Origin of the sequence: Burkholderia sp. RF2-non_BP3, assembly GCF_001522185.1 — a bacterium.
Classification (GTDB): Bacteria; Pseudomonadota; Gammaproteobacteria; order Burkholderiales; family Burkholderiaceae; genus Burkholderia; species Burkholderia diffusa.
The window spans coordinates 105,765-126,564 of sequence record NZ_LOSU01000012.1; the positions used below are offsets into that span (position 1 = coordinate 105,765).

The 20,800-nt window shown below is 68.2% G+C and carries 21 protein-coding genes; 9 read left to right on the forward strand and 12 right to left on the reverse strand.

Translation table 11 applies throughout. The annotated features are described in order from the left end of the window. Nucleotides 1-246: 246 nt before the first annotated feature. A complete protein-coding gene (locus tag WS45_RS05895; protein WP_059698745.1) occupies nucleotides 247-1,071 on the forward strand; it encodes a phosphate/phosphite/phosphonate ABC transporter substrate-binding protein in 825 nt (274 codons plus the stop codon). A gap of 40 nt (nucleotides 1,072-1,111) precedes the next feature. On the opposite strand, the gene dbpA is transcribed toward WS45_RS05895, so the two are convergent. From dbpA to WS45_RS05930, 7 genes are all read right to left on the reverse strand, one after another. Continuing rightward, a complete protein-coding gene (gene dbpA, locus WS45_RS05900; protein WP_059533646.1) occupies nucleotides 1,112-2,509 on the reverse strand; it encodes an ATP-dependent RNA helicase DbpA in 1,398 nt (465 codons plus the stop codon). 1 nt (nucleotide 2,510) lies between these two features. Next, nucleotides 2,511-2,708: a hypothetical protein gene (locus WS45_RS05905; RefSeq protein WP_059447636.1), complete on the reverse strand. Its 198-nt coding sequence runs from the start codon at nucleotides 2,706-2,708 to the stop codon at nucleotides 2,511-2,513. A gap of 341 nt (nucleotides 2,709-3,049) precedes the next feature. Continuing rightward, complete coding sequence (gene mqo / locus WS45_RS05910) at nucleotides 3,050-4,711, reverse strand: malate dehydrogenase (quinone) (protein WP_179950357.1); 1,662 nt, start codon at nucleotides 4,709-4,711, stop codon at nucleotides 3,050-3,052. Between the two features lie 503 nt (nucleotides 4,712-5,214). Further along, nucleotides 5,215-5,544, reverse strand: coding sequence for a hypothetical protein (locus tag WS45_RS05915; RefSeq protein WP_059698874.1), 330 nt, complete (start codon nucleotides 5,542-5,544; stop codon nucleotides 5,215-5,217). 125 nt (nucleotides 5,545-5,669) lie between these two features. Then, nucleotides 5,670-6,545 (reverse strand): mechanosensitive ion channel family protein, encoded by an 876-nt coding sequence (locus WS45_RS05920; RefSeq protein WP_059698749.1) that lies wholly within the window; start codon nucleotides 6,543-6,545, stop codon nucleotides 5,670-5,672. Nucleotides 6,546-6,925: 380 nt separating this feature from the next. Next, nucleotides 6,926-7,660, reverse strand: a complete 735-nt coding sequence (locus tag WS45_RS05925) for a fucose-binding lectin II (protein WP_059698754.1) — start codon at nucleotides 7,658-7,660, stop codon at nucleotides 6,926-6,928. A 121-nt stretch (nucleotides 7,661-7,781) separates the two neighbouring features. After that, complete coding sequence (locus WS45_RS05930) at nucleotides 7,782-8,171, reverse strand: fucose-binding lectin II (protein ID WP_059533655.1); 390 nt, start codon at nucleotides 8,169-8,171, stop codon at nucleotides 7,782-7,784. 448 nt (nucleotides 8,172-8,619) lie between these two features. Between WS45_RS05930 and WS45_RS05935 the strand changes: the two genes are divergently transcribed. After that, entirely contained in the window at nucleotides 8,620-9,024 is a 405-nt protein-coding gene (locus WS45_RS05935) for a hypothetical protein (RefSeq protein ID WP_059533657.1), read from the forward strand. Nucleotides 9,025-9,139: 115 nt separating this feature from the next. Here the strand turns inward: WS45_RS05935 and WS45_RS05940 are convergent, their stop codons facing one another. Both WS45_RS05940 and WS45_RS05945 read right to left on the reverse strand, forming a co-directional pair. After that, nucleotides 9,140-9,949, reverse strand: a complete 810-nt coding sequence (locus WS45_RS05940) for a TlpA family protein disulfide reductase (RefSeq protein WP_059698756.1) — start codon at nucleotides 9,947-9,949, stop codon at nucleotides 9,140-9,142. A gap of 229 nt (nucleotides 9,950-10,178) precedes the next feature. Next, nucleotides 10,179-11,192 carry a hypothetical protein gene (locus WS45_RS05945; RefSeq protein ID WP_059698758.1) on the reverse strand — a complete coding sequence of 338 codons (1,014 nt, stop codon included), beginning with the start codon at nucleotides 11,190-11,192 and terminating at the stop codon, nucleotides 10,179-10,181. A 216-nt stretch (nucleotides 11,193-11,408) separates the two neighbouring features. Here WS45_RS05945 and WS45_RS05950 point away from each other — a divergent pair, with 216 nt between their 5' ends. Then, nucleotides 11,409-12,134 carry a class I SAM-dependent methyltransferase gene (locus WS45_RS05950; RefSeq protein ID WP_059533662.1) on the forward strand — a complete coding sequence of 242 codons (726 nt, stop codon included), beginning with the start codon at nucleotides 11,409-11,411 and terminating at the stop codon, nucleotides 12,132-12,134. Nucleotides 12,135-12,165: 31 nt separating this feature from the next. Here the strand turns inward: WS45_RS05950 and WS45_RS05955 are convergent, their stop codons facing one another. After that, nucleotides 12,166-12,642, reverse strand: coding sequence for a GNAT family N-acetyltransferase (locus WS45_RS05955; RefSeq protein WP_059698760.1), 477 nt, complete (start codon nucleotides 12,640-12,642; stop codon nucleotides 12,166-12,168). A gap of 131 nt (nucleotides 12,643-12,773) precedes the next feature. On the opposite strand from WS45_RS05955, the gene pdxR reads away from it, so the two are divergent. Beyond that, nucleotides 12,774-14,252: a MocR-like pyridoxine biosynthesis transcription factor PdxR gene (gene pdxR / locus WS45_RS05960; protein ID WP_059698762.1), complete on the forward strand. Its 1,479-nt coding sequence runs from the start codon at nucleotides 12,774-12,776 to the stop codon at nucleotides 14,250-14,252. Between the two features lie 60 nt (nucleotides 14,253-14,312). Here the strand turns inward: pdxR and WS45_RS05965 are convergent, their stop codons facing one another. Further along, nucleotides 14,313-15,350: an aldo/keto reductase gene (locus WS45_RS05965; protein WP_059698764.1), complete on the reverse strand. Its 1,038-nt coding sequence runs from the start codon at nucleotides 15,348-15,350 to the stop codon at nucleotides 14,313-14,315. 127 nt (nucleotides 15,351-15,477) lie between these two features. On the opposite strand from WS45_RS05965, the gene WS45_RS05970 reads away from it, so the two are divergent. From WS45_RS05970 to WS45_RS05990, 5 genes are all read left to right on the forward strand, one after another. Continuing rightward, a complete protein-coding gene (locus tag WS45_RS05970; protein ID WP_059692541.1) occupies nucleotides 15,478-16,365 on the forward strand; it encodes a LysR family transcriptional regulator in 888 nt (295 codons plus the stop codon). A gap of 196 nt (nucleotides 16,366-16,561) precedes the next feature. Further along, complete coding sequence (locus WS45_RS05975; protein ID WP_059533672.1) at nucleotides 16,562-16,861, forward strand: ArsR/SmtB family transcription factor; 300 nt, start codon at nucleotides 16,562-16,564, stop codon at nucleotides 16,859-16,861. Between the two features lie 20 nt (nucleotides 16,862-16,881). Continuing rightward, entirely contained in the window at nucleotides 16,882-18,234 is a 1,353-nt protein-coding gene (locus tag WS45_RS05980; RefSeq protein WP_059698766.1) for a pyridoxal phosphate-dependent decarboxylase family protein, read from the forward strand. A 140-nt stretch (nucleotides 18,235-18,374) separates the two neighbouring features. Beyond that, the gene (locus WS45_RS05985; RefSeq protein WP_059692539.1) at nucleotides 18,375-18,842 is read left to right on the forward strand and encodes a cupin domain-containing protein; all 468 of its coding nucleotides are present in this window, start codon (nucleotides 18,375-18,377) and stop codon (nucleotides 18,840-18,842) included. A 69-nt stretch (nucleotides 18,843-18,911) separates the two neighbouring features. Then, entirely contained in the window at nucleotides 18,912-19,733 is an 822-nt protein-coding gene (locus tag WS45_RS05990) for an SDR family NAD(P)-dependent oxidoreductase (RefSeq protein WP_059698768.1), read from the forward strand. A 90-nt stretch (nucleotides 19,734-19,823) separates the two neighbouring features. On the opposite strand, the gene surE is transcribed toward WS45_RS05990, so the two are convergent. Then, nucleotides 19,824-20,603 carry a 5'/3'-nucleotidase SurE gene (gene surE, locus WS45_RS05995; protein ID WP_059533679.1) on the reverse strand — a complete coding sequence of 260 codons (780 nt, stop codon included), beginning with the start codon at nucleotides 20,601-20,603 and terminating at the stop codon, nucleotides 19,824-19,826. Between the last annotated feature and the right edge of the window lie 197 nt (nucleotides 20,604-20,800).

Consider the following 20,800-nt stretch of genomic DNA (forward strand, 5'->3'; position numbering starts at 1 on the left):
GGGCCGCGATGCAGGTGGCCGACTTGCGTCGCGACTCGCAGTCGACCGCTACGGCGAGCGGCTTGCGACGGCGTCGCGACACTGGAACGCTAACCGGCTCGCGTAGTCAGGCCAACCAAGCAATTTGCATTTGCTTATCGCTGCGCGACCGATAAGCATTGACCGCGCCCAGGCGCGTGCCGGACCTGTGCGAAACCCGGGCGAACGGGCTTTCTCCAACGCACCGCCGATGCGTAGAATGCGCACATGAGCCCATGGATCGCCGGACTGCCGATGTATAACGTGACGCCGCGCCACGCCGCACTGTGGCACGCGTTGCTGCGTGACGCACTCGATGCATTCGCGCGTCACGGCGGGCCGTCCGGCGTCGCGCTGCTCGACGAACCGTTCGGAGATCTGCACGCGCTGTGGCACCGCAGCGACTTGCTGTTGTCGCAGACATGCGGTTATCCGTACCGGATGCTCGGATTGCGCGATGCCGTTCACCTGATCGCGACTCCGGCATTCGATGTGCCCGGCTGCGACGGCGCGCGTTACAGCAGTGTGCTGGTGGCGTCGGCGCGCGTGCATGCGGGCGGGGCGACGACGCTGGCTGCCTGTCGCGGATTGCGGGCCGCATTCAACGGCGCGGATTCACACAGCGGGATGAACGCGTTCCGGCACGCGGTCGCGCCGCATGCGCACGACGGGCGCTTCTTCGGTTCGGTCGTGTCGTTCGGCTCGCACCTGAATGTGCTGCGCGCGCTGGCGGCAGGCGCTGCCGATTGCGCGGCGATCGACTGCGTGACGTTCGCGTATGTGCGTGACGCACTGCCCGAGCTGTTGAACGACATCCGGATCATCGGCATGACGGCGTCGGCGCCGGGCTTGCCGTTGATTGCATCGAAGGCGCTGAACGGGAGCCTCGTGGAGGGATTGCAGGATGCGCTCGATCACGCGGTCGCGGTCGATGCGGATCGGGCGACCGCACTGCGCCTGAAGGGGTTCGAGCGCCTGCCACCGGCTGCCTACGACACGATTGCCGATCTCGCGCGGGACGCGGCCGCGCACGGGTATCCCGAGCTGGCGTGATGCGGCGGCGCGGCTGCCGTGGCAGCCGCGCTACTTCAGGTCATTCCTCGTCCATCAACCGGACCTTGACCCGCTTGCCCTTGATCTTCCCCGCATTGAGCTTGCGCAGCGCGTCGCGCGCGACGCCGCGCTCGATCGCGACGTAGGTCGAGAACTCGGTCACGTTGATCTTGCCGATCTGCTTGCCGTCGAACCCCGCGTCGCCGGTCAGCGCGCCGAGCACGTCGCCCGGACGGATCTTGTCCTTGCGGCCGCCGAGAATCTGCAGCGTTTCCATCGGCGGCAGCAGCGTGTCGTTGCCGGCCGGCTTCAGTTCCGCGAGCGGATGCCATTCGACGTCGCGCTTCTGCGCCTGCTCGATCGCGCCGACGCGGCCCATCTCGTCCATGCTGGCGAGGCTCAGCGCCCAGCCTTCCTGGTCCGCGCGGCCGGTGCGGCCGATGCGGTGGACGTGCACTTCGGGGTCGGGCGTCACGTCGACGTTGATCACCGCCTCCAGCTGCGCGATGTCGAGCCCGCGCGCGGCGACGTCGGTCGCGACCAGCACCGAGCAGCTGCGGTTCGCGAACTGGATCAGCACCTGGTCGCGTTCGCGCTGTTCGAGCTCGCCGTGCAGCGCGAGCGCGTGGAAGCCCTGCGCGTGCAGCACGTCGAGCAGGTCGCGGCATTGCTGCTTGGTGTTGCAGAACGCGATCGTGCTCACCGGCCGGTAGTGGTTCAGCAACTGGCCGACCGCGTGCAGCCGCTCGGTTTCCGTCACTTCGTAGAAGCGCTGGCGGATCTTGCTGTCGTCGTGGCGCTCTTCGAGCTTCACTTCCTTCGGATTACGCAGGAACTGCTGGCTCAGCTTCGCGATGCCGTCCGGATAGGTCGCCGAGAACAGCAGCGTCTGGCGCGTCGTCGGGCACATCCGCGCGACCTTCGCGATGTCGTCGAAGAAGCCCATGTCGAGCATCCGGTCGGCTTCGTCGAGCACGAGCGTGTTCAGCGCGTCGAGCTTCAGGTTGCCGCGGTCGAGGTGATCCATGATGCGGCCCGGCGTGCCCACGACGATATGCGCGCCGTGCTCGAGGCTCTGCGCCTGCGGCCGCATCGGCGTGCCGCCGCACAGCGTCAGCACCTTCACGTTTTCCTCGGCGCGCGCGAGGCGGCGCACTTCCTGCGCGACCTGATCGGCGAGCTCGCGCGTCGGGCACAGGATCATCGCCTGCACGTCGAAGCGGCGCGCGTCGAGGCGCGCCAGCAGCGCGAGCGAGAACGCGGCGGTCTTGCCGCTGCCCGTCTTCGCCTGCGCGATCAGGTCCTGGCCGGCCAGCGCGATCGGCAGGCTCGCGGCCTGGATCGGCGTCATGTCGACATAGCCGAGCTGCGTGAGGTTCGCGAGCGTGGCGGGCGTCAGCGGCAGTGCGCTGAACGGCGTGGCGGTCGATTGGGTCATGTCAGGAGAGGTCTCCGAGGTAAGGGCGGCCTTCCATCTGTTCGTAGAGGACGTTACCTTCATCGTCCTCGAAGCGTTCGAGATAATTGCGCGCGCCGCACAGCGGGCAGCGGAACAGCAGCCCCTGGCCTTCGTCCTTGATGACGACGTCGGACGTCTCCCACTGCGTGCCGCAGCTCTGGTTTCGGCAGGTAAACACGGTCTTTCTCCAGCTGAATTCGGTTGATGGCGCACCCGGCGGGCGCGGCAACGGCGTGCGGCGCTCGCGCGGCTCGGGCGCGGGCCGCACCGGCGGTCGCGTGGACCGCGTCGATGCGGATGGTGGATCGGGTGGCGACGGCGTCGCGCGTGCCCGCAATTCTAGCGGATGCGGGGGGCCGGCAGTGGGCGACACGGTGCGCGGACCGGCAGCGGACGAGCGTCGAGGCGCGGCCGGGGAGGGCGTCGCCGACGGGTGCGAGCGGCGCCGCCAGCATCCGCCATGAAAAACGGCCGCCCCGAAGGGCGGCCGTGCGATGCGGCGAAACGGGGCCGGACGCGTTACAGCGCCATGTCGGCCGATGCCTTCGCGGGGCGCGCCGGGGCGGTGCCCGTCGCCTGCGACGGCGCCGTCAGGTCGATCTTCGGCGGCGGAGAGAGCTGCAGCACGTCGCTCGTGTAGGTCCATTCCTCGACGACCTTCGCCGGGCTGTCGTTCAGCTTCGTGCCGTAGCTCGGCACGATCTGGCGGAGCTTCTGCTGCCATTCGGGCGTCGCGACCTTGTCCTTGAACACCTTCTGCATCAGGTTCAGCATGATCGGCGCGGCCGTCGACGCGCCCGGCGATGCGCCGAGCAGGCCCGCGATGCTGCCGTCCTGCGAGCTGACGATCTCGGTGCCGAGCTTCAGCACGCCGCCCTTCTTCGGGTCGCGCTTGATGATCTGCACGCGCTGGCCGGCCTGCCACAGGCGCCAGTCTTCCTTCTTCGCGTCCGGGAAATATTCCTTCAGCGCGTTGTAGCGATCGTCGTCGGACAGCATCAGCTGGCCGGCGAGGTACTGGACGAGCGGGAATTCGTCGACGCCCACGCGCATCATCGGCGCGACGTTGTGCAGGTTGGTGCTCTTCGCGAGGTCGAAGTACGAGCCGTTCTTCAGGAACTTGGTCGAGAACGTCGCGAACGGCCCGAACAGGATGATCTTCTTGCCGTCGATGATGCGCGTGTCGAGGTGCGGCACCGACATCGGCGGCGAGCCGACCGACGCCTTGCCGTACGCCTTCGCGAGGTGGCGCTTCACGACCTCGGGGTTGTCGGTCACGAGAAACGAGCCGCCGACCGGGAACGCGCCGTAGTCCTTCGCCTCGGGGATGCCCGACGCCTGCAGCAGGTGCAGCGCGCCGCCGCCCGCGCCGATGAACACGAATTTCGCGTCGACGGCTTGCGGCGGTTCATCCGAATGCAGCTTCACCCACGACACGTGCCACGTGCCGTCCGCGTTGCGCGAGATCTCGCGCACTTCGCTCGACAGCGACAGCGTGAAGTTCGGCTGCGTCTTCAGGTAGCCGACGAACTGGCGCGTGATCTCGCCGAAGTTCACGTCGGTGCCGATCGGCGTCCACGTCGCCGCGACCTTCTGGTTGCGGTCGCGGCCTTCCATCATCAGCGGCACCCACTGCTTGATCTGGTCGTGGTCTTCCGAATACTGCATCCCGCGGAACAGCGGGCTCGCCTGCAGCGCGTCGTAGCGCTTCTTCAGGAAGCGGACGTTGTCGTCGCCCCACACGAAGCTCATGTGCGGCGTCGAGTTGATGAACGAGTGCGGATTCTTCAGCACGCCCTGCCTGACTTGCCAGGCCCAGAACTGGCGCGAGATCTGGAACGACTCGTTGATCTCGATCGCCTTCGAGATGTCGATCCTGCCGTCCGCCTTCTCCGGCGTGTAGTTCAGTTCCGCGAGCGCCGAGTGGCCGGTGCCCGCGTTGTTCCAGCCGTTCGAGCTTTCCAGCGCGACGCCGTCGAGGCGTTCGACCATCGTCATCGACCAGTCGGGCTGAAGCTCGTGCAGCCACACGCCGAGCGTCGAGCTCATGATGCCGCCGCCCACCAGCAGGACGTCGACCTTCTTCGTATCGGCGGCATGCGCGGACGACGCCGCGACGCACAGCGCGAGCGCCGACAGTATTACCCGTAACGTTTTGATCACAGCAGATCCCTTTTTCAACTTGGATGCATCGGTTTGCCATGCCGCCCGGCCGATGCGGATTCGCGTCCGGCCCGCGCATCCGGAAATCCGGACCGCGAATCCGGAATTCCGGAACGGCCGCGTTCGCCGTTGCATTTGCGCACGCGAAGCCGTTGCGAAGGACACCTTCGGATCGACTTCATGAAGTCAAGCAATCGCGTGCTTCACGGTCGTGCCGGGCGCGCGCGGGCCCGTGCCGCAGGCCTCGCCGGACGGCGCTTCAGGCCGCGTCGAAAGAGGCCGCGTGCAAAGCGTTTCGCGGGGGCGGGATGGCAAGGGGCGCGTAATATAACCGAACTCGATTGCCGTGTCGCACGCGCGGAATATCCTTGTTTTCGTGGGGTTTTTTGCGTGTCCGGGTTTCCGGAACGACGGTGCGCGGAACGGGAGGAACGGCGCGGTCGGAACGGTCGCGACGCGCGCGATATCGATACTTCATCCGGACCGCGGCGTTGCACCGCGATCCGGTTCCGGTCACGGCATCACTTCGACGAAGCGCTCCGGCAAAAGTGTTCGTACGCCTGCGCCGAATTCGCAAAGCCTTGCGCCTTCGCGAGTTCCCACGGACGCTCGCATTGCTGCGTGCGTTCGCACCATGCGTAGCCGGCCGAGCCGATGCAGCCATGCGCATCGCGATCGCCGCCGACGATCGGCGGCGCGGCTTGGGCGGTTTGCGCGGCGTGCGAGGCCTGCGTGTCCTGCCCGGCGACATCGGGCGGAAGCGGCGAAGCCGGCTGAGTCGCGCACGCGCCCAATGCAAGCGCGCAGGCGATCATGGCGGCAAGCGACGCGGAAGAAATGCAATGCTTCATACGGTAGCGCTCCATGGGATGAGATTCGACGGTGGATGCCCGCGGACGGGCGCTTGAACGATTCGATCACGTATCCGGCACCGGCACGCGCGACGAGAACTTGACGTCGCGCGGCGCGCTGCGCGTCACGACGCCTGCACGCGGCGCGTGTCGGCCCGGCGCTGCTGTTCGGCGTCGTGCACGATGTGCAGCTCGCGTGTGCGGATCGGCAGTGCGCAGTCCGCATCGGCAAGCGTCTTGCGCACCTGGCGCGCGAGGCGCCAGCGCATCGCCCAGAACGTGTCGGGGTGCGTCCACACGCGCACGTTCGCGATCACCGTGCTGTCGTCGAAACGCATCACCATCACGTCCGGTGCGGGATCCTGGAGGACGTCGGGATCGGCTTCCGCCAGCGCGCGCAGTGCGTCGAGTGCACGATCGATGTCGTCGTGCACGGACACTTCCACTTCCAGATCGAGACGCCGCGTCGGATTGCGCGTGTAGTTGCGGATCGCGCTGCCCCACAGCGCGCTGTTCGGCACGTATTCGCAGATGCCGTCCGGCTTCGTCAGCCGCGTCATGAAGAGCCCGACTTCTTCCACCGTCCCGGCGACGTTCGAGCCGCCATCGATGAAGTCGCCCACCTTGAATGGCCGCAGCAGCAACAGCATGATGCCGGCCGCGATGTTCTGCATCGTGCCCTGCAGTGCGAGCCCGATCGCGAGGCCGGCCGCGCCGAGCACCGCGACGACGCTCGCGGTTTCGATGCCGAGCTGCGACAGCGCGCCGACGATCGCGACGATGCGGATGCCCCACACGGCGACGTCGCAGAGGATCGGCCGCAGCGTGTCGTCGACGCGCTCCTTGTTCGCGAGCAGCCGGTTCAGCCAGTTGCCGATGCGTTTCGACAGCCACCAGCCCGCGACGAGCAGCGCGAGGGCGGCGCAGAGCCTGAGCGAGAGCGTGGACAGCGCGTTCCACAGGAACGTCCAGCGTTCCGGATGAAGATGATCGAGAAACATGACGGGATTCCGGGTTGAGGGCGGAAGGCGCGCGACGAATGCCGGCGACCGTCAATGTCGGACAGGCATGCGCTCGCGCGTCGGCAGCCCTCGACTGTACACGCCATGCGGGTTTTCGCGCGAACGCATGGGTGACGGCACGCGATTTTCGGTTTCGCGGCCAGCGCGTCGCGGCGGTGTGGTTTTCCGCGGAAACGGGCTCGTCGGATGCCCGCGCCGGGACCTCGACTTCGACCTCGACCGCTCGCCGCGCGCGGACGCGCGGTTCGCGACGCCGGCCGCACGTGGCGCATGCGGCCGTGCCGCCCCGCGCCGGCGGGCGGCGTCGATGCGGATCGCCACGCCGGACGGCGTGGCGAACATCGACAGGATCGAGCGGCTTAGCCCAGCGGCCAGTTCAGGATCGCGATGCCGTCGTTGTAGTCGCCGTCCGTGCCGTCTTCCGAGCCGACCAGCCCGAAGTAGGTTTTCTTGAAGATGTCGACCTGGCGCGAGCCGATCTTCGACGGCTTGCCGTTCGCCGTCACGACCACGCGCACCTTCCCCTTGCCCGAGTTCACGATCTGCGTGTTCAGGTTCGCGTCCTGCGTGCCGGCGCCCTGGAACGTCGCGGCCGGTTTCGGGTTGTCGTCGACATAGACTTCGATCGTCTGCTGTGCGGACGAATTGACCAGCGCCGTCACGCCGAACGCGATGTTCGGCGGCAGGTTGAAGATGCCGTCGCGCTCGCCGCCGCCGGCCGTCGTCGGTTCCGGCTGCGCGGGTTGCGGCGTCGCCTTCGAGAAGTAATTGACCACCGCGCCGACACCGAACTTCGCCGCCGCGCCGGGCAGGACACCGGTCGCGCCGGCCCACGTCACCGTGCACGCGATCACCTGGCCCGCCGCATCGGCCTTCACCTTGTTCTGCCAGCTGCCGACGTCGAAGCTGTACGGGATGGTCGCGATGTCGACGAACACGTCGTATTGCGGCAGTTTTTCCACGAGCTGCGCGGTCATGAACTGACGCATCCGGTCGAGCACCGCCTGGTCGCCGTTCGCCTGCACGGCGGTTGCGTCGTTGCCGGCGAGCTGCAGAAGCGCATACAGGTCGTCGTGGGTAAAGGGTTGTGTCATGTCGTCCTCGTCTTGATGGATTGTCTTTGCGCGATGCGGCCGGCGAGCGGATGTCGCCGTGTCGTGCGTGGCGCGGCGCGCCGGACATGCCGCGCCGCGAATCTTCGTCAGCGTTCGGCCGTCAGCCGATCGGCCATTGCAGCACGACGATGCCGTCGTTGTAGTCGCTGTCGTGACCGTCTTCCGAGACGACGATTCCGAAGTTGACCGTGAACGGCGAGCCGTCCGATTTCTTGCCGGTGATCGGCGCGAGGCGGGCATCGGTGGCTGACGTCTTGCCGTTCACCGTCACTTCGAAGCGGAGTTTGCCGTTGCCGGAATTCAGCGTGGCTTCGCGCGGGCCGTCGCGCGTGGTCAGCTTGTGATAGGCGGCGGGCTCCTTGCTGTCGCCGATGAACAGCTTGATGTGCTGCTGCTCGGCGGCATTCGCGAAGAAAATCGCGCGGAAGTCGGTGTTCGGCGGAATCGAAAACTCGCCGGCGCGATTCGAGGACGTTTGAGAGTCGGCCATGCTTGCCTCCTGAAGGTCGGTGGATAAGGCGTTTTGTGCGTCGCGCAAACGTTTGCCGTTTAAAACGCGACGCGGCCAAGCATGGCGAAAAATAAATAAAAAAATATTCGACCGGGAATGGAAGTTGTCCAGAAAATCGGAGGTCGAAACAGTCCGATTTAATGATGAGTGTTTAATCGAATATGGATATAGGTTTCCTCGAAATGATTTCGCTGCGCGTCACGCTTTTTTGAATAATGAACGGGTGCGCTGGCGGGAACAGCGCGAGGATCTGGCTTCGGCGCCCGTCGGAACGCGCAGATTTATTCCTTCGATGTTGCGATGCGCTCGCCTGATACACCTGACAGGCGATTAATTTCGAGATTAGAGTTATCGTGCACGGCGCGCGCTTGATATTCGGCGGCTTTTATTCAATCGACCCTTGCCGGGCCCTCACGAGGACAGTGCGATGACGAAACCCGATAGTCTGAAAGGCGAGATAAAGGGGCAGGCTCAGGAGGCAGACCGTCACAACCTGGCGCGGCCGGCGGTGAATGGCGCGTTGTGGGCGCGCGGCCTGACGACGCAGCGCGTGGCCGATCTGTTCAGAACCCTGCCGGGCCTCCCGGGGCACTGGATGCAGCTGCAAAACGAAGTCAACGCTGGGAATCGCTATTTCTACGGCGTCCAGAACGGTCACCAGACGACCGACGAAGGAAAGGAACTGATCCGCTGGATCGCCGACGCGGTGGTCAGCGCCGCGCAGCGGGCGGGGTTCGATTTTCCGTTGCAGCAGCTTCGGTTCACGGCCGACACGGGGTGGTTGAAGCTTCAGCGCGTGTCGGGGCGCGTGATGGTGTTGTCGAGGCCGTAAGCGTGGCGGGCGGTTGTCGACATGCCGGCATGTCGTGGGGCGCGTCAGCAGCGGCAGCGGGAACGCGCGCTGCCATCGACGATCGAGCATGGCCGCGCGCAGGCGGCCGACGGGATCACTGACCGAAGCGCTGCGCGACGGCGTCCTTCAACCGCGCGGCGGTGATTTCGCCCATGTGCGATTCGACGAGTTCGCCCTTCGCATCGAAGAACAGCGTCGTGGGCAGCCCGCGCGACCCGTATGCATGCATCGCACGCAACGGCGGATCGAGCAGCACGTTGTCGAAGCGCAGCCCCTGCTGTTCGAGGAACGCGCGCACCGCCTGCGCGTTTTCTCCCTGGTTGAGCATCAGCACCGTGATGCCGGGATGCTCCCGCTGCGCCTGTTCGAGGATCGGCATTTCGCGCCGGCAAGGCGCGCACCACGTTGCCCACAGGTTCACGACGACCGGCTTGCCGGCAAAGCGTTGCGGCAGCACGGGCGTCGAATCGAGCGCTTCGAGCTGCATCGCGGCGAACGGCGGCGCGGTGCGCTGCAGCGTCGCGAGCGTGCCTTGCGCGATACCCCATGCGGCGAGACCCGCGACGATGCCGGCTGCCACCGGGCGGCGCAGCGTGGGCAGGCGACGCAGCCGCCACACGGCGAACACCAGCGCGACGGCGATGCCGATGCGCCAGTCGAAGCCGCCGTCGCCGAGCGCGATGATGGACCGTGGCGCCGCTGCATATTCGCGCCACCATTGCGCGACATAGCCGATGCGCGCGGCGACGAGCCCGAGCAGCAGCACGTCGAGGATCAGGCTCGACGCGGTCTTGTGCTGGCCGTCGGGCGGGCGGCGCTGGATGAAGCGGGCGACGAGCCACGCCAGCAGCGCGGCGGCGGCTACCGCGACGACGCGGATCGAGAAGGGACCGATGCTCAACATGGGAAGAAAAAAGTGCGGGGATCGTGGATCGACCGGTGAAGGCGACACCGTTGCCGGTCATGTGGCGTTTCGACCCTGCGTGACGCATGCGGGTTCCCGTTGCGAGCTCGCGACATGCGTCGCCCTGCGCGCGCGGATTGCATGCCGGGTACGAGCATTCAGGATGACGTTGCTTTCGTCGAAGCGTCTCGAAGCATCAGGTCGGCTGACGATCGCGCAGCACCGGTAATTACTGCCTGTTTCCACCGGAGCCGGGCGACGCGCCGCCGAGCCGGTACGCGGTGAAGAACTCGTACCACGGCGAACCCTGACCGACCGGCACGCCGAGTGCCGACGTCCGCTGCTTCAATGCCGCGAACACGTCGTCGATACGCGCGGCCTGCGCGGCATCGCTGAACGGACGCGGCTTCGCCCTGCCGGCCGCGAACGCGCCGTAGGCGATCGCGAGCAGGCGCGCGCTGTCGTCGATCGAGAAGATCGACGCGCTGATCGCTTCGACGAAGCGCGGCCGGTCCGCTTCGCGCGACGCGGCGATGCACTGGAACACGATCGCCGACACTTCATGCAGGTCGTTCGCGCGCAGCAATGCCGGCAGGCGTGCGGCGATCCGGTCGGCCGGTTCCTCATGCAGCGCGGCGCCGAAGTCGAGCACGGCGGCCATCGGGTTGCCGTCCTGCTTCACGCGATCGAGCGCCGATGCAGACGCGGTGGCCGCCGCTTGCGCGTCATCGCCGGACGCGGCGCGCAGCACGTCCGCCACCTGCTGCCGCCACTCCGGAAAGATCATCCGCACGTTGCCGAACTGCTCGCCGCCTTGTGCGGCCGGATTCCAGCGATAAACGATCGTGCCGCCGTGAATGAACGGCGAATACAGATGCTCGGGCGTTTGCGGCAGCGGCCGCTGGTTGATCGGCAGCCACGCGAGCGTCAGCCAGTCGTAGCGGCCGGTGGCGGGCACCGACGGGCTCGAACTCGCGACGACCTGCCAGGTGCCGCGATTCGCATAACGCCGACGCGCATCGGGCACCGCGACGGTTTGCTGTTTCGCGGTATCGAAGTAGGTCGTGCCGGTCACGTTTTCGCCGCTGTCCGGGGCCGGCGTGAGGGTCGCGATGACCCACGCTGCGCCGTCGGCCGAGCGATAGTCCGACGGCCGCAGCGTGGCGACGTCGTGCACCATGCGCGTTTCGGCGGCGACGGGGCTCGGCGGAAGATGGGCGGGACCGGCGACGATACTCGGCATGGACATTCCTCGGAATCGGGTGCGTATCGACGGACGCGAACCGAACGTGAAAGTGGCTGGCGCCGCATGTCGTCTCTCGTAACTGTAGAACGCCGCCGCCGGAAACGGAAACCGGTCGCGGCGGCCCCAACTCGCGCAACGCGCTCACGCGCACCGACGCTTCGGCTTACCATGCGCATCCTGGGCCAGCACGACGCACACCGATCGGGAGCGCACATGACCGACACGAAAGCCATTACCGAACACTGGACGCACGTGGCCGACCAATGGATCGACTGGGCCGGCAGACCGGGCCACGATGCGTTCTGGAAGTATCGCGAGGGGTTGGCGGCTTACCTCGGCCGAGGCAGCGGTCACGCACTGGAAATCGGCTGCGGCGAGGGCCGCGTGAGCCGCGAACTGAAGGCGCTCGGCTACGACGTGACCGCGAGCGACGCGGTGCCCGCGATGCTCGACGCCGCCCGTCGCGCGGATTCCGCGCACCGCTACGCACTTGCCGATGCGGCATCGCTGCCATTCGATCCGGCAAGCTTCGATGTCGTGATGGCGTACAACGTGCTGATGGATCTCGACGACATGGCGGCCGCATTGCGCGAGGCGCGCCGCGTGCTGAAGCCGGGCGGGCTGCTGTTCGTGTCGCTCGTGCATCCGTTCCGCGATCGCGGCCGTTTCGCGGGGCCGCAGCCCGACGCGCCGTTCGTGCTCGAAGGCACGTATTTCGGCAGCGAGCATTTCGAAGGCGTGGAAACGCGCGACGGGTTGTCGATGCATTTCGCGGGCTGGTCGCTGCCGCTGCAGGCCTACATGGATGCGCTGGAGGCGGCCGGCTTCGCGATCGTGTCGCTGCGCGAGCCGCCGCCCGACCGCGCCGACACGGACACGCTGAAGCAGTGGTCGCGCGTGCCGCTGTTCCTGTGGATCAAGGCGCGGCCGCTGGCATGAACCCGCCGCCGCGCCCCCGCGTGCGGCCCCCTCAGCGCGGCAAGACCTTCCGGTAGATCACGAATCCGGTTTTTTCCGCGACGGTGTCGTAGAGCCGCATCGCCGTGTGATTCGTCTCGTGCGTCTGCCAGTACACGCGTTCGGCGCGTTGCGCCTGCGCGGCGTCGTACACGGCTTCGATCAACGCGCGGCCCACGCCCTTGCCGCGTTCGCTCTCGAGCGTGAAAAGATCCTGCAGATAGCAGGTCGGCCCGATCAGCGTCGTGCTGCGGTGATACAGGAAGTGCACGAGCCCGACGAGCCGGCCGTCGCGTTCCGCGACGCGCGCATGCACGGGCTCGTAACCGTCGAAGAAGCGCGACCACGTCAGCTGCGTGATCTCGTGCGGCAGCGCGGTGTCGCCGAAGCGGCCGTAGAAGCGGTTGTAGCCGTCCCACAGCGGCAGCCAGTTGTCGAAATCGTCTTCCCGCACGGAGCGTATGGTCAGGCCGGTGTCGGTAGCGTTCATGGTCGCGAACCTTTCGAGGATGGATGAATTGAAGCGTTGCCGGCGCGGCCGGAAACGAGAACGGACATCCACGATAGAAAGTTCGTGGCACCATGTGTAGACCCATGACATTCCCACATTCTGGAGCCACGATGGATTACGCGGTGCTGCTGTCGACCTTCGAGCGCGAGGTGGGGCCGCACGCGGTCACGCGGATGTCGCAGCAGCAGCGGCTGTACGCGTGTCTGCGCGACGCGATCCTGAGCGGCCGCATCGCCGAAGGCGCGCGGCTTGCCGCCTCGCGCACGCTGGCCGACGAACTCGGCATCGCGCGCAACTCGGTGCTGTACGCGTACGAGCGGCTCGCGTCGGAAGGGTTCGTGACCGGCACGCGGCAGGGCACGGTGGTCGCCCGGATGGGTTTGTGCGGGTCGCGGATCGTCGCCGCGGCGCCCGCCGGCGATGCGGCGATGTTGTCGCGGCGCGTCGCGCAGGCGGAGCGCGCGACGAGCGGCCTCGACGAATCGCTGCCGTTCATGCCGGGCGTGCCGGCCGTCGACGAATTCCCGCTCGCGCAGTGGCGGCGCTGCATCGAACGTGCATGGCGCGCGGCGGGGTCGGCGCAGCTCGGTTATCAATCGGCGGAAGGCGACGCGGTGCTGCGCGACGCGATCGCCGGTTATCTGCGTGCATCGCGCGGCGTGCGTTGCGACGCCGCGCAGGTGATCGTCACCGACGGCACGCAGGGCGCGCTCGACCTGTGCGCCCGCGCGCTGGCGGACGCGGGCGACGTCGCCTGGATCGAGAACCCGGGCTATCACGGCGCGCGCAACGCGTTTCTCGCGGCCGACCTGCACGTCGAGCCGATCGGCGTCGATGCGCAGGGGCTGGCGCCGCATCCGGACGACTGGCGCGATCGTCCGCCGAAGCTCGTCTACATCACGCCGTCGCACCAGTACCCGCTCGGCGCGGTGATGAGCCTCGAACGGCGGCTCGCGCTCGTCGCGCAGGCGCGCGCGGCCGGCGCATGGATCGTCGAGGACGACTACGACAGCGAGTTTCGCCACCACGGCACGCCGCACGCGGCCGTGCAGGGGCTCGCGGACGACGCGCCGGTGATCTACCTCGGCACGTTCAGCAAGGTGATGTTTCCGGCGTTGCGGCTCGGCTTCATGGTGGTGCCGCCCGCGCTCGCGCAGCCGCTGCGCGACGCGGCGGGCGCGCTGATGTTGCAGGGCCGCGCGGTCGAGCAGCGTGCACTCGCGGACTTCATCGAGGCCGGGCATTTCACGCGGCATCTGCGGCGCATGCGCCGCGTGTATGCCGAGCGGCGCGATGCGCTGCACGACGCGCTGGTGCGGCGATTGAGCACGCGGCTGACGGTGTCGGGCGGCGCGGGCGGCATGCATCTGTCCGCGCGGCTCGACGTGCCGGTGGCGGACACGGAGCTGAGCCGCGTCGCGCAGGCGCGCGGGCTGATCCTGCGGCCGCTGTCGTCGTTCTGCGTGCCGGGCACGGCGCACGGCTACAACGGGCTCGTGCTCGGCTACGGCGGCGTGCCGGCCGAGCGGATGGACGCGCTCGCGCGGCGGATCGGCGAGATGATCGACCGCGCGCTGGCCGGGCGGTGAGACTTACGTCCGTCGCGCCGGTCCGCCGTTGCGTCGGCGCGTCCCTGCCCGTTGGTCCGCTCAGCCGCGCATCGGCGGGTTGAGTTGCGCGAACGCGTCCTGGCGGCGATACGGGAAGTACGGATACGGCGCTTCGACCGCACTCGCCGCATCGAGCTTCGCGATCTGCGCGTCGGTCAGCGACCAGCCGACCGCGCCGAGGTTCTGGCGCAACTGCTCCTCGTTGCGCGCGCCGACGATCACCGACGACACGGTCGGGCGCTGCAGCAGCCAGTTCAGCGCGATCTGCGGCACGGTCTTGCCGGTTTCCTCGGCGATCGCGTCGAGCGCATCGACCACGTCGTACAGCCGTTCGTCGTCGACCGGCGGGCCGAAGCCGGCCGTGTCGTGCAGGCGGCTGCGTTCGGGCATCGGCGCATCGCGGCGGATCTTGCCCGTGAGCCGGCCCCAGCCGAGCGGGCTCCACACCAGTGCGCCGAGGCCCTGGTCGGCGCCCAGCGGCATCAGGTCCCACTCGTAGTCGCGGCCGACGAGCGAGTAGTAGACCTGGTTCGCGACGTAGCGCGACCAGCCGTGCCGGTCGGCCGCAGCGAGCGACTTCATGATCTGCCAGCCCGCGAAATTCGACACGCCGATATAGCGCAGCTTGCCCGCGCGCACCAGGTCGTCCAGCGTCGACAACACTTCCTCGACCGGCGTGGCCGCGTCGAACGCGTGAAGCTGCAGCAGGTCGATGTAGTCGGTGTCGAGGCGGCGCAGCGCGTCGTCGACCGCGCGGATCAGCCGCGGGCGCGACGTGCCTGCGTCGTTCGGGCCGTCACCGGTCGGCAGGCCCGTCTTGGTCGAGATGAGCACCTGATCGCGCCGTCCGTGGATCGCGGCGCCGAGCACCTGCTCGGATGCGCCGTCCGAATACACGTCGGCGGTGTCGAACAGGTTGACGCCGGCGTCGAGGCAGATATCGACCAGGCGGCGCGCTTCGTCGACGCCGGTGTTGCCCCATGCGCCGAACAACGGGCCGGTGCCGCCGAACGTGCCTGCGCCGAAGCTCAGCACGGGAATCTTGAGGCCGGAGCGGCCGAGCGTGCGGTATTCCATGTCGTGTGCCCTCTCGTCGTCGAGGCCGGCGCGTGAATGCGCCGGAAAGGTAGCGCTCACTCTAGCGCTTGCGGTTGATCCGGATAATTGGGCAGACTTCGAAAATATCCTTCGGAGGAAGCGAAGAATGCTGCTCGACAATCTTGCGCTGTTCCTGCGCATCGTGGAGAAGGGCGGGCTGGCCGCGGCCGGCCGCGAGGTCGGGCTGTCGCCGGCCACGGTTTCCGAACGGCTGGCGGCGCTCGAGAGTTACTACGGCGCGGCGCTGCTCACGCGCACGACCCGCGCGATCAGCCTGACCGACGAAGGACGCACGCTGGTCGCGGGCGCGCGGCGCCTGCTCGCCGAGGCCGACGAACTCGAAAGCCGCGTGAGGCTGGGCGCGCAGACGCTGTCGGGGCCCGTGCGGCTGAGCGCGCCGGCCGATCTCGGGCAGGCGCGCGTCGTGCCGGTGGTCGACGCGTTCCTGACCGAGCATCCCGGCGTCACGGTCGACCTGCATCTCGGCGACGGCTACGTCGATCTCGTCGGGCAGGGGCTCGATTTCGCGATCCGGCGCGGCACGCTTGCGGACAGCGCGTTGCGCAGCCGTTCGCTCGGCCGTTCGCGCCGCGTGGTGTGCGCCGCGCCCGCGTATCTCGCCGCGCACGGCACGCCGCGGCATCCGGACGAACTCGCCGCGCACGACTGCATCGTGATGCGCTTCGGCCAGGAGCTGTATGCCGAGTGGCCGTTCCGCATCGACGACGAACTGAAACGCGTGATGGTGCGCGGCCGGCGCGTGGCCAACGACGGCGCCCTTGTGCGTGCGTGGTGTGTCGCGGGGCGCGGTATCGCGCTGAAATCGCGACTCGACGTCGAGCAGGATCTGGCGTCCGGCGCGCTCGTCGAAATCCTCCGCGACTTCTCGCCGGGCGAAGTCGACCTGCAGATCGTCTATCCGGGCGGTGCGGTGCAGCCGCGGCGCGTGCGGGCGCTGATCGAAAGGTTGGCGCAGGCGCTGACCGCCGAGTGATCGCAACCAACCGGATCACATCGGCTGGCGCTCCCGGGTCGGCCTCCGACGCGATGACGTCGAATGCGGCGCAGCAGCGCAGAGGCCGCTTCCGGCACCTTCCCGCACGCCGGCAAACGCAACGATCCTCCGCGCAACCCGGTTGCCCACGTTTCGTCATTTAGCTAATATTCGAAACGTCAAACGAGGCCGAACCATGGACGACGTCACCCGCATCAGCGCACTGGCCAACGAAAGCCGTCTGGCCGTGATGCGCTGGCTCAAGCAGCCGCGCAAGCATTTCCCGCCGCAGCCGCATGGCGACTTCGACGAACTCGGCGTGTGCTGCACGTACATCACCGAGAAGCTCGGCATCGCGCCGGCGACGACCACGCGCCACATGCGCATCCTCGCGGATGCGGGGCTCGTGCAGGCGACGCGCGTCGGCAAGTTCACGTACTACAAGCGGATCGACGATGCGCTGCATCGGTTGGGCCGCGATCTCCTGCAACTCTGATCTTCACAGAGGCAAACGACATGGATGAACTCGCCCTGCTGGCCGACGCCGACCGGCGCGCGCGCGCGTATCTCGCAGCAGCCGGCGAACGGCGCGCGTATCCCGATGCGGCCGCGCTCGCCGGTCTTGCGGCCTTCGACGAACCGCTGCCCGATACGGGCCGCCCGGCCGACGACGTGCTGCGCCTGCTCGACGAGCGCGGCACGCCCGCGACCGTCGCATCGAACGGCCCGAACTACTTCGGCTTCGTGATCGGCGCGACGCTGCCGGCCGCGGCGGCGGCCGAGCGGCTGATGCTTGCGTGGGACCAGTGCGCGTCGTCGTTCGCGAATTCGCCGGTGGCCGCGACGATCGAGCGGCAGGCCGCGCGCTGGGTCATCGACGTGCTCGGGCTGCCGGAGGGCAGCGCGGTCGGCTTCGGCACGAGCGCGACGGCCTGCACGCTGGTCGCGCTGGTCGCCGCGCGGCGTGCGCTGCTCGCGCGCAAGGGCTGGGACGTCGACGAAGCGGGCCTGATCGGCGCACCCGAGGTGAAGGTCGTGCTCTCCGAACTCGCGCACGTCACGGTGAAGAAGGCGCTGCGGGTGCTCGGCTTCGGGATGAAGCGCCTGATCGTCGCGCCGGTCGACCCGCACGGCCGCATCGATCCCGCGCAATTGCCGCCGCTCGACGACATGACGATCCTCTGCGTGCAGGCCGGCGAAGTGAACACCGGCGAATTCGATCCGTTCGCGGCGCTGGTTCCGCGCGCGAAGGCCGCCGGCGCGTGGGTGCACGTGGATGGCGCGTTCGGGCTGTGGGCGCGCGCGTCGTCGAAGCGCGCGCTGACCGACGGTGTCGACGGCGCGGACAGCTGGACCACCGATGGCCACAAGTGGCTCAACACGCCGTACGACGGCGCGATGGTGATCTGCCGCGACGCGGCCGCGCTCGCAACCGCGATGAACAGCGATGCCGTCTACCTGAGCGGCGCGCAGGACGCGCAGAAGAACCTCAACCTCGAATTCTCGCGGCGGGCGCGCGGCATTCCGGTGTGGGCCGCGCTGCGCGCGCTCGGCCGCGCCGGCGTGGCGACGCTGGTCGAGCGGCATTGCGCGCAGGCCCAGCGCGTCGCCGACGGCCTGCGCGCGGCCGGCTACGACGTGCTGAACCGTGTCGTGCTGAACCAGGTGCTCGTGCGCGCCGGCACCGACGACGAGACGATCGCGATCCTTCAGGCCGCGCAGGATTCGGGCGACGTCTGGTTCGGGCAAACCGTGTGGCAGGGGCGGCCGGCGTTCCGGATCAGCGTGTCGTCGTGGCGCACGGAGGACGAACACATCGATCGCCTCGTCGCCTTGCTGACGAAGCTGCGCGGCGTGCACGTGGGCTGAGCGACGTCTCCAGGGCGCGGTGGACGAGGATCGTGCCGGCGATCTCGTCCGCGTGAAAATGTCGGACAATAGCGCGGCATGCACGCCGCGCCCGCCCGGGCGGCGCGTTCAACCGCTGCATTGACGCCGACGAGATCCCCATGTCCACGACACCTCCCAGGGAACTGCTGAAAGCCGCCGACATCGCGAAAATGGAACCGACCCGCGCGGTGCATTCGCTCAATCCCAACGCCGTTCGCCTCAAACGACAGCTCGGCGACCTGACCGGCCTCACGCAGATCGGCGCGCATCTGCTGACGCTGATGCCCGGCCACGAATCGGCCGAGTATCACCGCCACCTGTACGAGGAAGAATGCGTGTACGTGCTGTCCGGCACCGGCACGGTCACGATCGGCGAACGCACGTGCGAAATCGGGCCGGGTGACTTTCTCGGCTTCCCGCGCGGCGGCGATGCACACACGTTGCAGAACACCGGCGACGTGCCGCTGGAACTGTTCGTCCTCGGCCAGCGCCTCGAACACGACGTCTGCGAATACCCGAGAATCGGCAAGCGGCTTCACATCGCCGGCGAGCTCGAGGATTTCGTCGATCTGCCGAAACGGCCGTAGACGGCACGCATCCGCATCGGCCGCCGTCATGCTTATGATGCGGGAACGCCACTGACAGGATTCCACGCCATGGACGCGCCGCATCCGCCGATGAATGCCCCGGTCTCCGAAACGGAACCTGAAACCGAAACCGTCACCGAGCCGCGCGCGTCGCGCGTGCAGCGGCCCGTCGCGCTCGTAACCGGATCGACGTCGGGAATCGGCGCGGCCATCGCGCGACGGCTGGCGGCGGACGGTTACGCGGTGATCCTGCATTCGCGCAGTTCCGCCGAAACCGGTCGCGCGATGGCGCGCGAACTTGGCGCGGCCTACGTGCAGGCCGATCTCGCCGACGATGCGCAGCGCGTGCGGCTGATCCGCGACGCGGTGGCGGTGCACGGCCGCCTCGACGTGCTGGTCAACAACGCGGGCGCGAGCCGTGTGATTCCGCACGACGATCTCGCCGCCGCGACGCCCGACGTGTGGCGCGAGATGCACGAGATCAACGTGATCGCGCCGTTCCGGCTCGTCGCCGAAGCGCAGCCGGCGCTGCTCGAAGCGGCGTCGAGCGGGCGCGCCGGTTGCGTGATCAACGTCAGCTCGCATGCGGGCGTGCGGCCGAAGGGCGCGTCGATTCCGTATGCGGCCGCGAAGGCCGCGCTCAATCACACGACGCGCTTGCTGGCGCGCACGCTCGCGCCGGCGATTCGCGTCAATGCGGTGGCGCCGGGGCTCGTCGATACGCCGCTGACCGCCGACTGGACCGACGCGCAGCAGCTCTGGCGCGAGCGCGCGCCGATGCGCCGCGCAGCGACGCCGGACGACGTCGCGCAGACGGTCGCGATGCTCGTCGCGTCCGATTACGTGACGGGCGAGATCGTGATGCTCGACGGGGGATTGAACCTGACGTGACCGCGGACGGGCGATGCGGGCGGCGCGACGGCGTTGTGCCGGGGCGATGCGCGCCGACGGCGAAGCCGCCGGCCGGTATCACCCCCGAGGTCAGCCGAGGTTCGACCGCAGCCGCGCGAGCGCGTGGTCGTGCGTGCGTTCGAACTTCAGCGGCGTGACCGCGATGTAGCCTTCGCCGAGCGCGACCGTTTCCGAATCCGCATCGTCGTCGCGCGGTGCGCGCGCCAGTTTCAGCCAGTGGTATTCGATGTCGCGCGGATCGCGCCCCGACACGATTTCGACGCCCTGCAGCGTGCCGGCGCCCTGGTTCGTCACCTTCAGGCCGCGCACGTCGTCGGCCGGCCGCGCCGGGAAATTCACGTTGAGGCACGCGTCGCTGTCCCAGCCGGCCGCGACCAGCCGGCGAATCACGTCCGGCGCATGCGTGAGCGCCGTGGTCCACGGCACCGCGTTGCGGTCGCTGAACGCCTGGCTCAGCGCGATCGCCGGCACGCCGACCAGCATGCTCGTCATCGCGGCGCCGACGGTGCCCGAGAACACCGTTTCGGTGCCGAGGTTCGCGCCGCGATTCACGCCGGACAGCACGACGTCGGGTCGTGCGTCCTTCATCAGGTGGCTGACCGCGATCGCGACGCAATCGCCCGGCGTGCCGCGCACGGCGAAGCGGCGCTCGCCCTTGCGATGCACGCGCAGCGGTTCGTGCAGGCTCAGCGAATGCGACGTGCCGCTCTGGTCTTCGGCCGGGGCGACGATCCAGACTTCGCGCGCCAGTTGCGTGGCGACCTGTTCGAGCACTTCAAGGCCGGGGGCGTCGAATCCGTCGTCGTTGGTGAGCAGGACGCGGTCGAACAGCGGGCGGGTTTCTTGCATCGGGACGATCCTCGCAGGCAGGCAATGAGGGGGAAGGCATCGCGGGTATAGCCGCAAGGCTAACACCCCGTCGCGACGCGTGCCGCTTGCCGCGTCACGCAGAGCCGGAGCCTCGGCCGGCGCGCGGATGCGAAAACGGGCGCATGGCGCGCCCGTCTTCCGCTTCGATGTGTCGCCCGCGCGGCGCTCGGACCCGC

Coding starts and splice junctions, on each gene's coding strand:
- WS45_RS05895 (WP_059698745.1), top strand. CDS start 247: ATGAGCCCATGGATCGCCGGACTGCCGATGTATAACGTGACGCCGCGC.
- dbpA (WP_059533646.1), bottom strand. CDS start 2,509: ATGACCCAATCGACCGCCACGCCGTTCAGCGCACTGCCGCTGACGCCC.
- WS45_RS05915 (WP_059698874.1), bottom strand. CDS start 5,544: ATGAAGCATTGCATTTCTTCCGCGTCGCTTGCCGCCATGATCGCCTGC.
- WS45_RS05920 (WP_059698749.1), bottom strand. CDS start 6,545: ATGTTTCTCGATCATCTTCATCCGGAACGCTGGACGTTCCTGTGGAAC.
- WS45_RS05925 (WP_059698754.1), bottom strand. CDS start 7,660: ATGACACAACCCTTTACCCACGACGACCTGTATGCGCTTCTGCAGCTC.
- WS45_RS05930 (WP_059533655.1), bottom strand. CDS start 8,171: ATGGCCGACTCTCAAACGTCCTCGAATCGCGCCGGCGAGTTTTCGATT.
- WS45_RS05935 (WP_059533657.1), top strand. CDS start 8,620: ATGACGAAACCCGATAGTCTGAAAGGCGAGATAAAGGGGCAGGCTCAG.
- WS45_RS05940 (WP_059698756.1), bottom strand. CDS start 9,949: ATGTTGAGCATCGGTCCCTTCTCGATCCGCGTCGTCGCGGTAGCCGCC.
- WS45_RS05945 (WP_059698758.1), bottom strand. CDS start 11,192: ATGCCGAGTATCGTCGCCGGTCCCGCCCATCTTCCGCCGAGCCCCGTC.
- WS45_RS05950 (WP_059533662.1), top strand. CDS start 11,409: ATGACCGACACGAAAGCCATTACCGAACACTGGACGCACGTGGCCGAC.
- WS45_RS05955 (WP_059698760.1), bottom strand. CDS start 12,642: ATGAACGCTACCGACACCGGCCTGACCATACGCTCCGTGCGGGAAGAC.
- pdxR (WP_059698762.1), top strand. CDS start 12,774: ATGGATTACGCGGTGCTGCTGTCGACCTTCGAGCGCGAGGTGGGGCCG.
- WS45_RS05965 (WP_059698764.1), bottom strand. CDS start 15,350: ATGGAATACCGCACGCTCGGCCGCTCCGGCCTCAAGATTCCCGTGCTG.
- WS45_RS05970 (WP_059692541.1), top strand. CDS start 15,478: ATGCTGCTCGACAATCTTGCGCTGTTCCTGCGCATCGTGGAGAAGGGC.
- WS45_RS05975 (WP_059533672.1), top strand. CDS start 16,562: ATGGACGACGTCACCCGCATCAGCGCACTGGCCAACGAAAGCCGTCTG.
- WS45_RS05980 (WP_059698766.1), top strand. CDS start 16,882: ATGGATGAACTCGCCCTGCTGGCCGACGCCGACCGGCGCGCGCGCGCG.
- WS45_RS05985 (WP_059692539.1), top strand. CDS start 18,375: ATGTCCACGACACCTCCCAGGGAACTGCTGAAAGCCGCCGACATCGCG.
- WS45_RS05990 (WP_059698768.1), top strand. CDS start 18,912: ATGGACGCGCCGCATCCGCCGATGAATGCCCCGGTCTCCGAAACGGAA.
- surE (WP_059533679.1), bottom strand. CDS start 20,603: ATGCAAGAAACCCGCCCGCTGTTCGACCGCGTCCTGCTCACCAACGAC.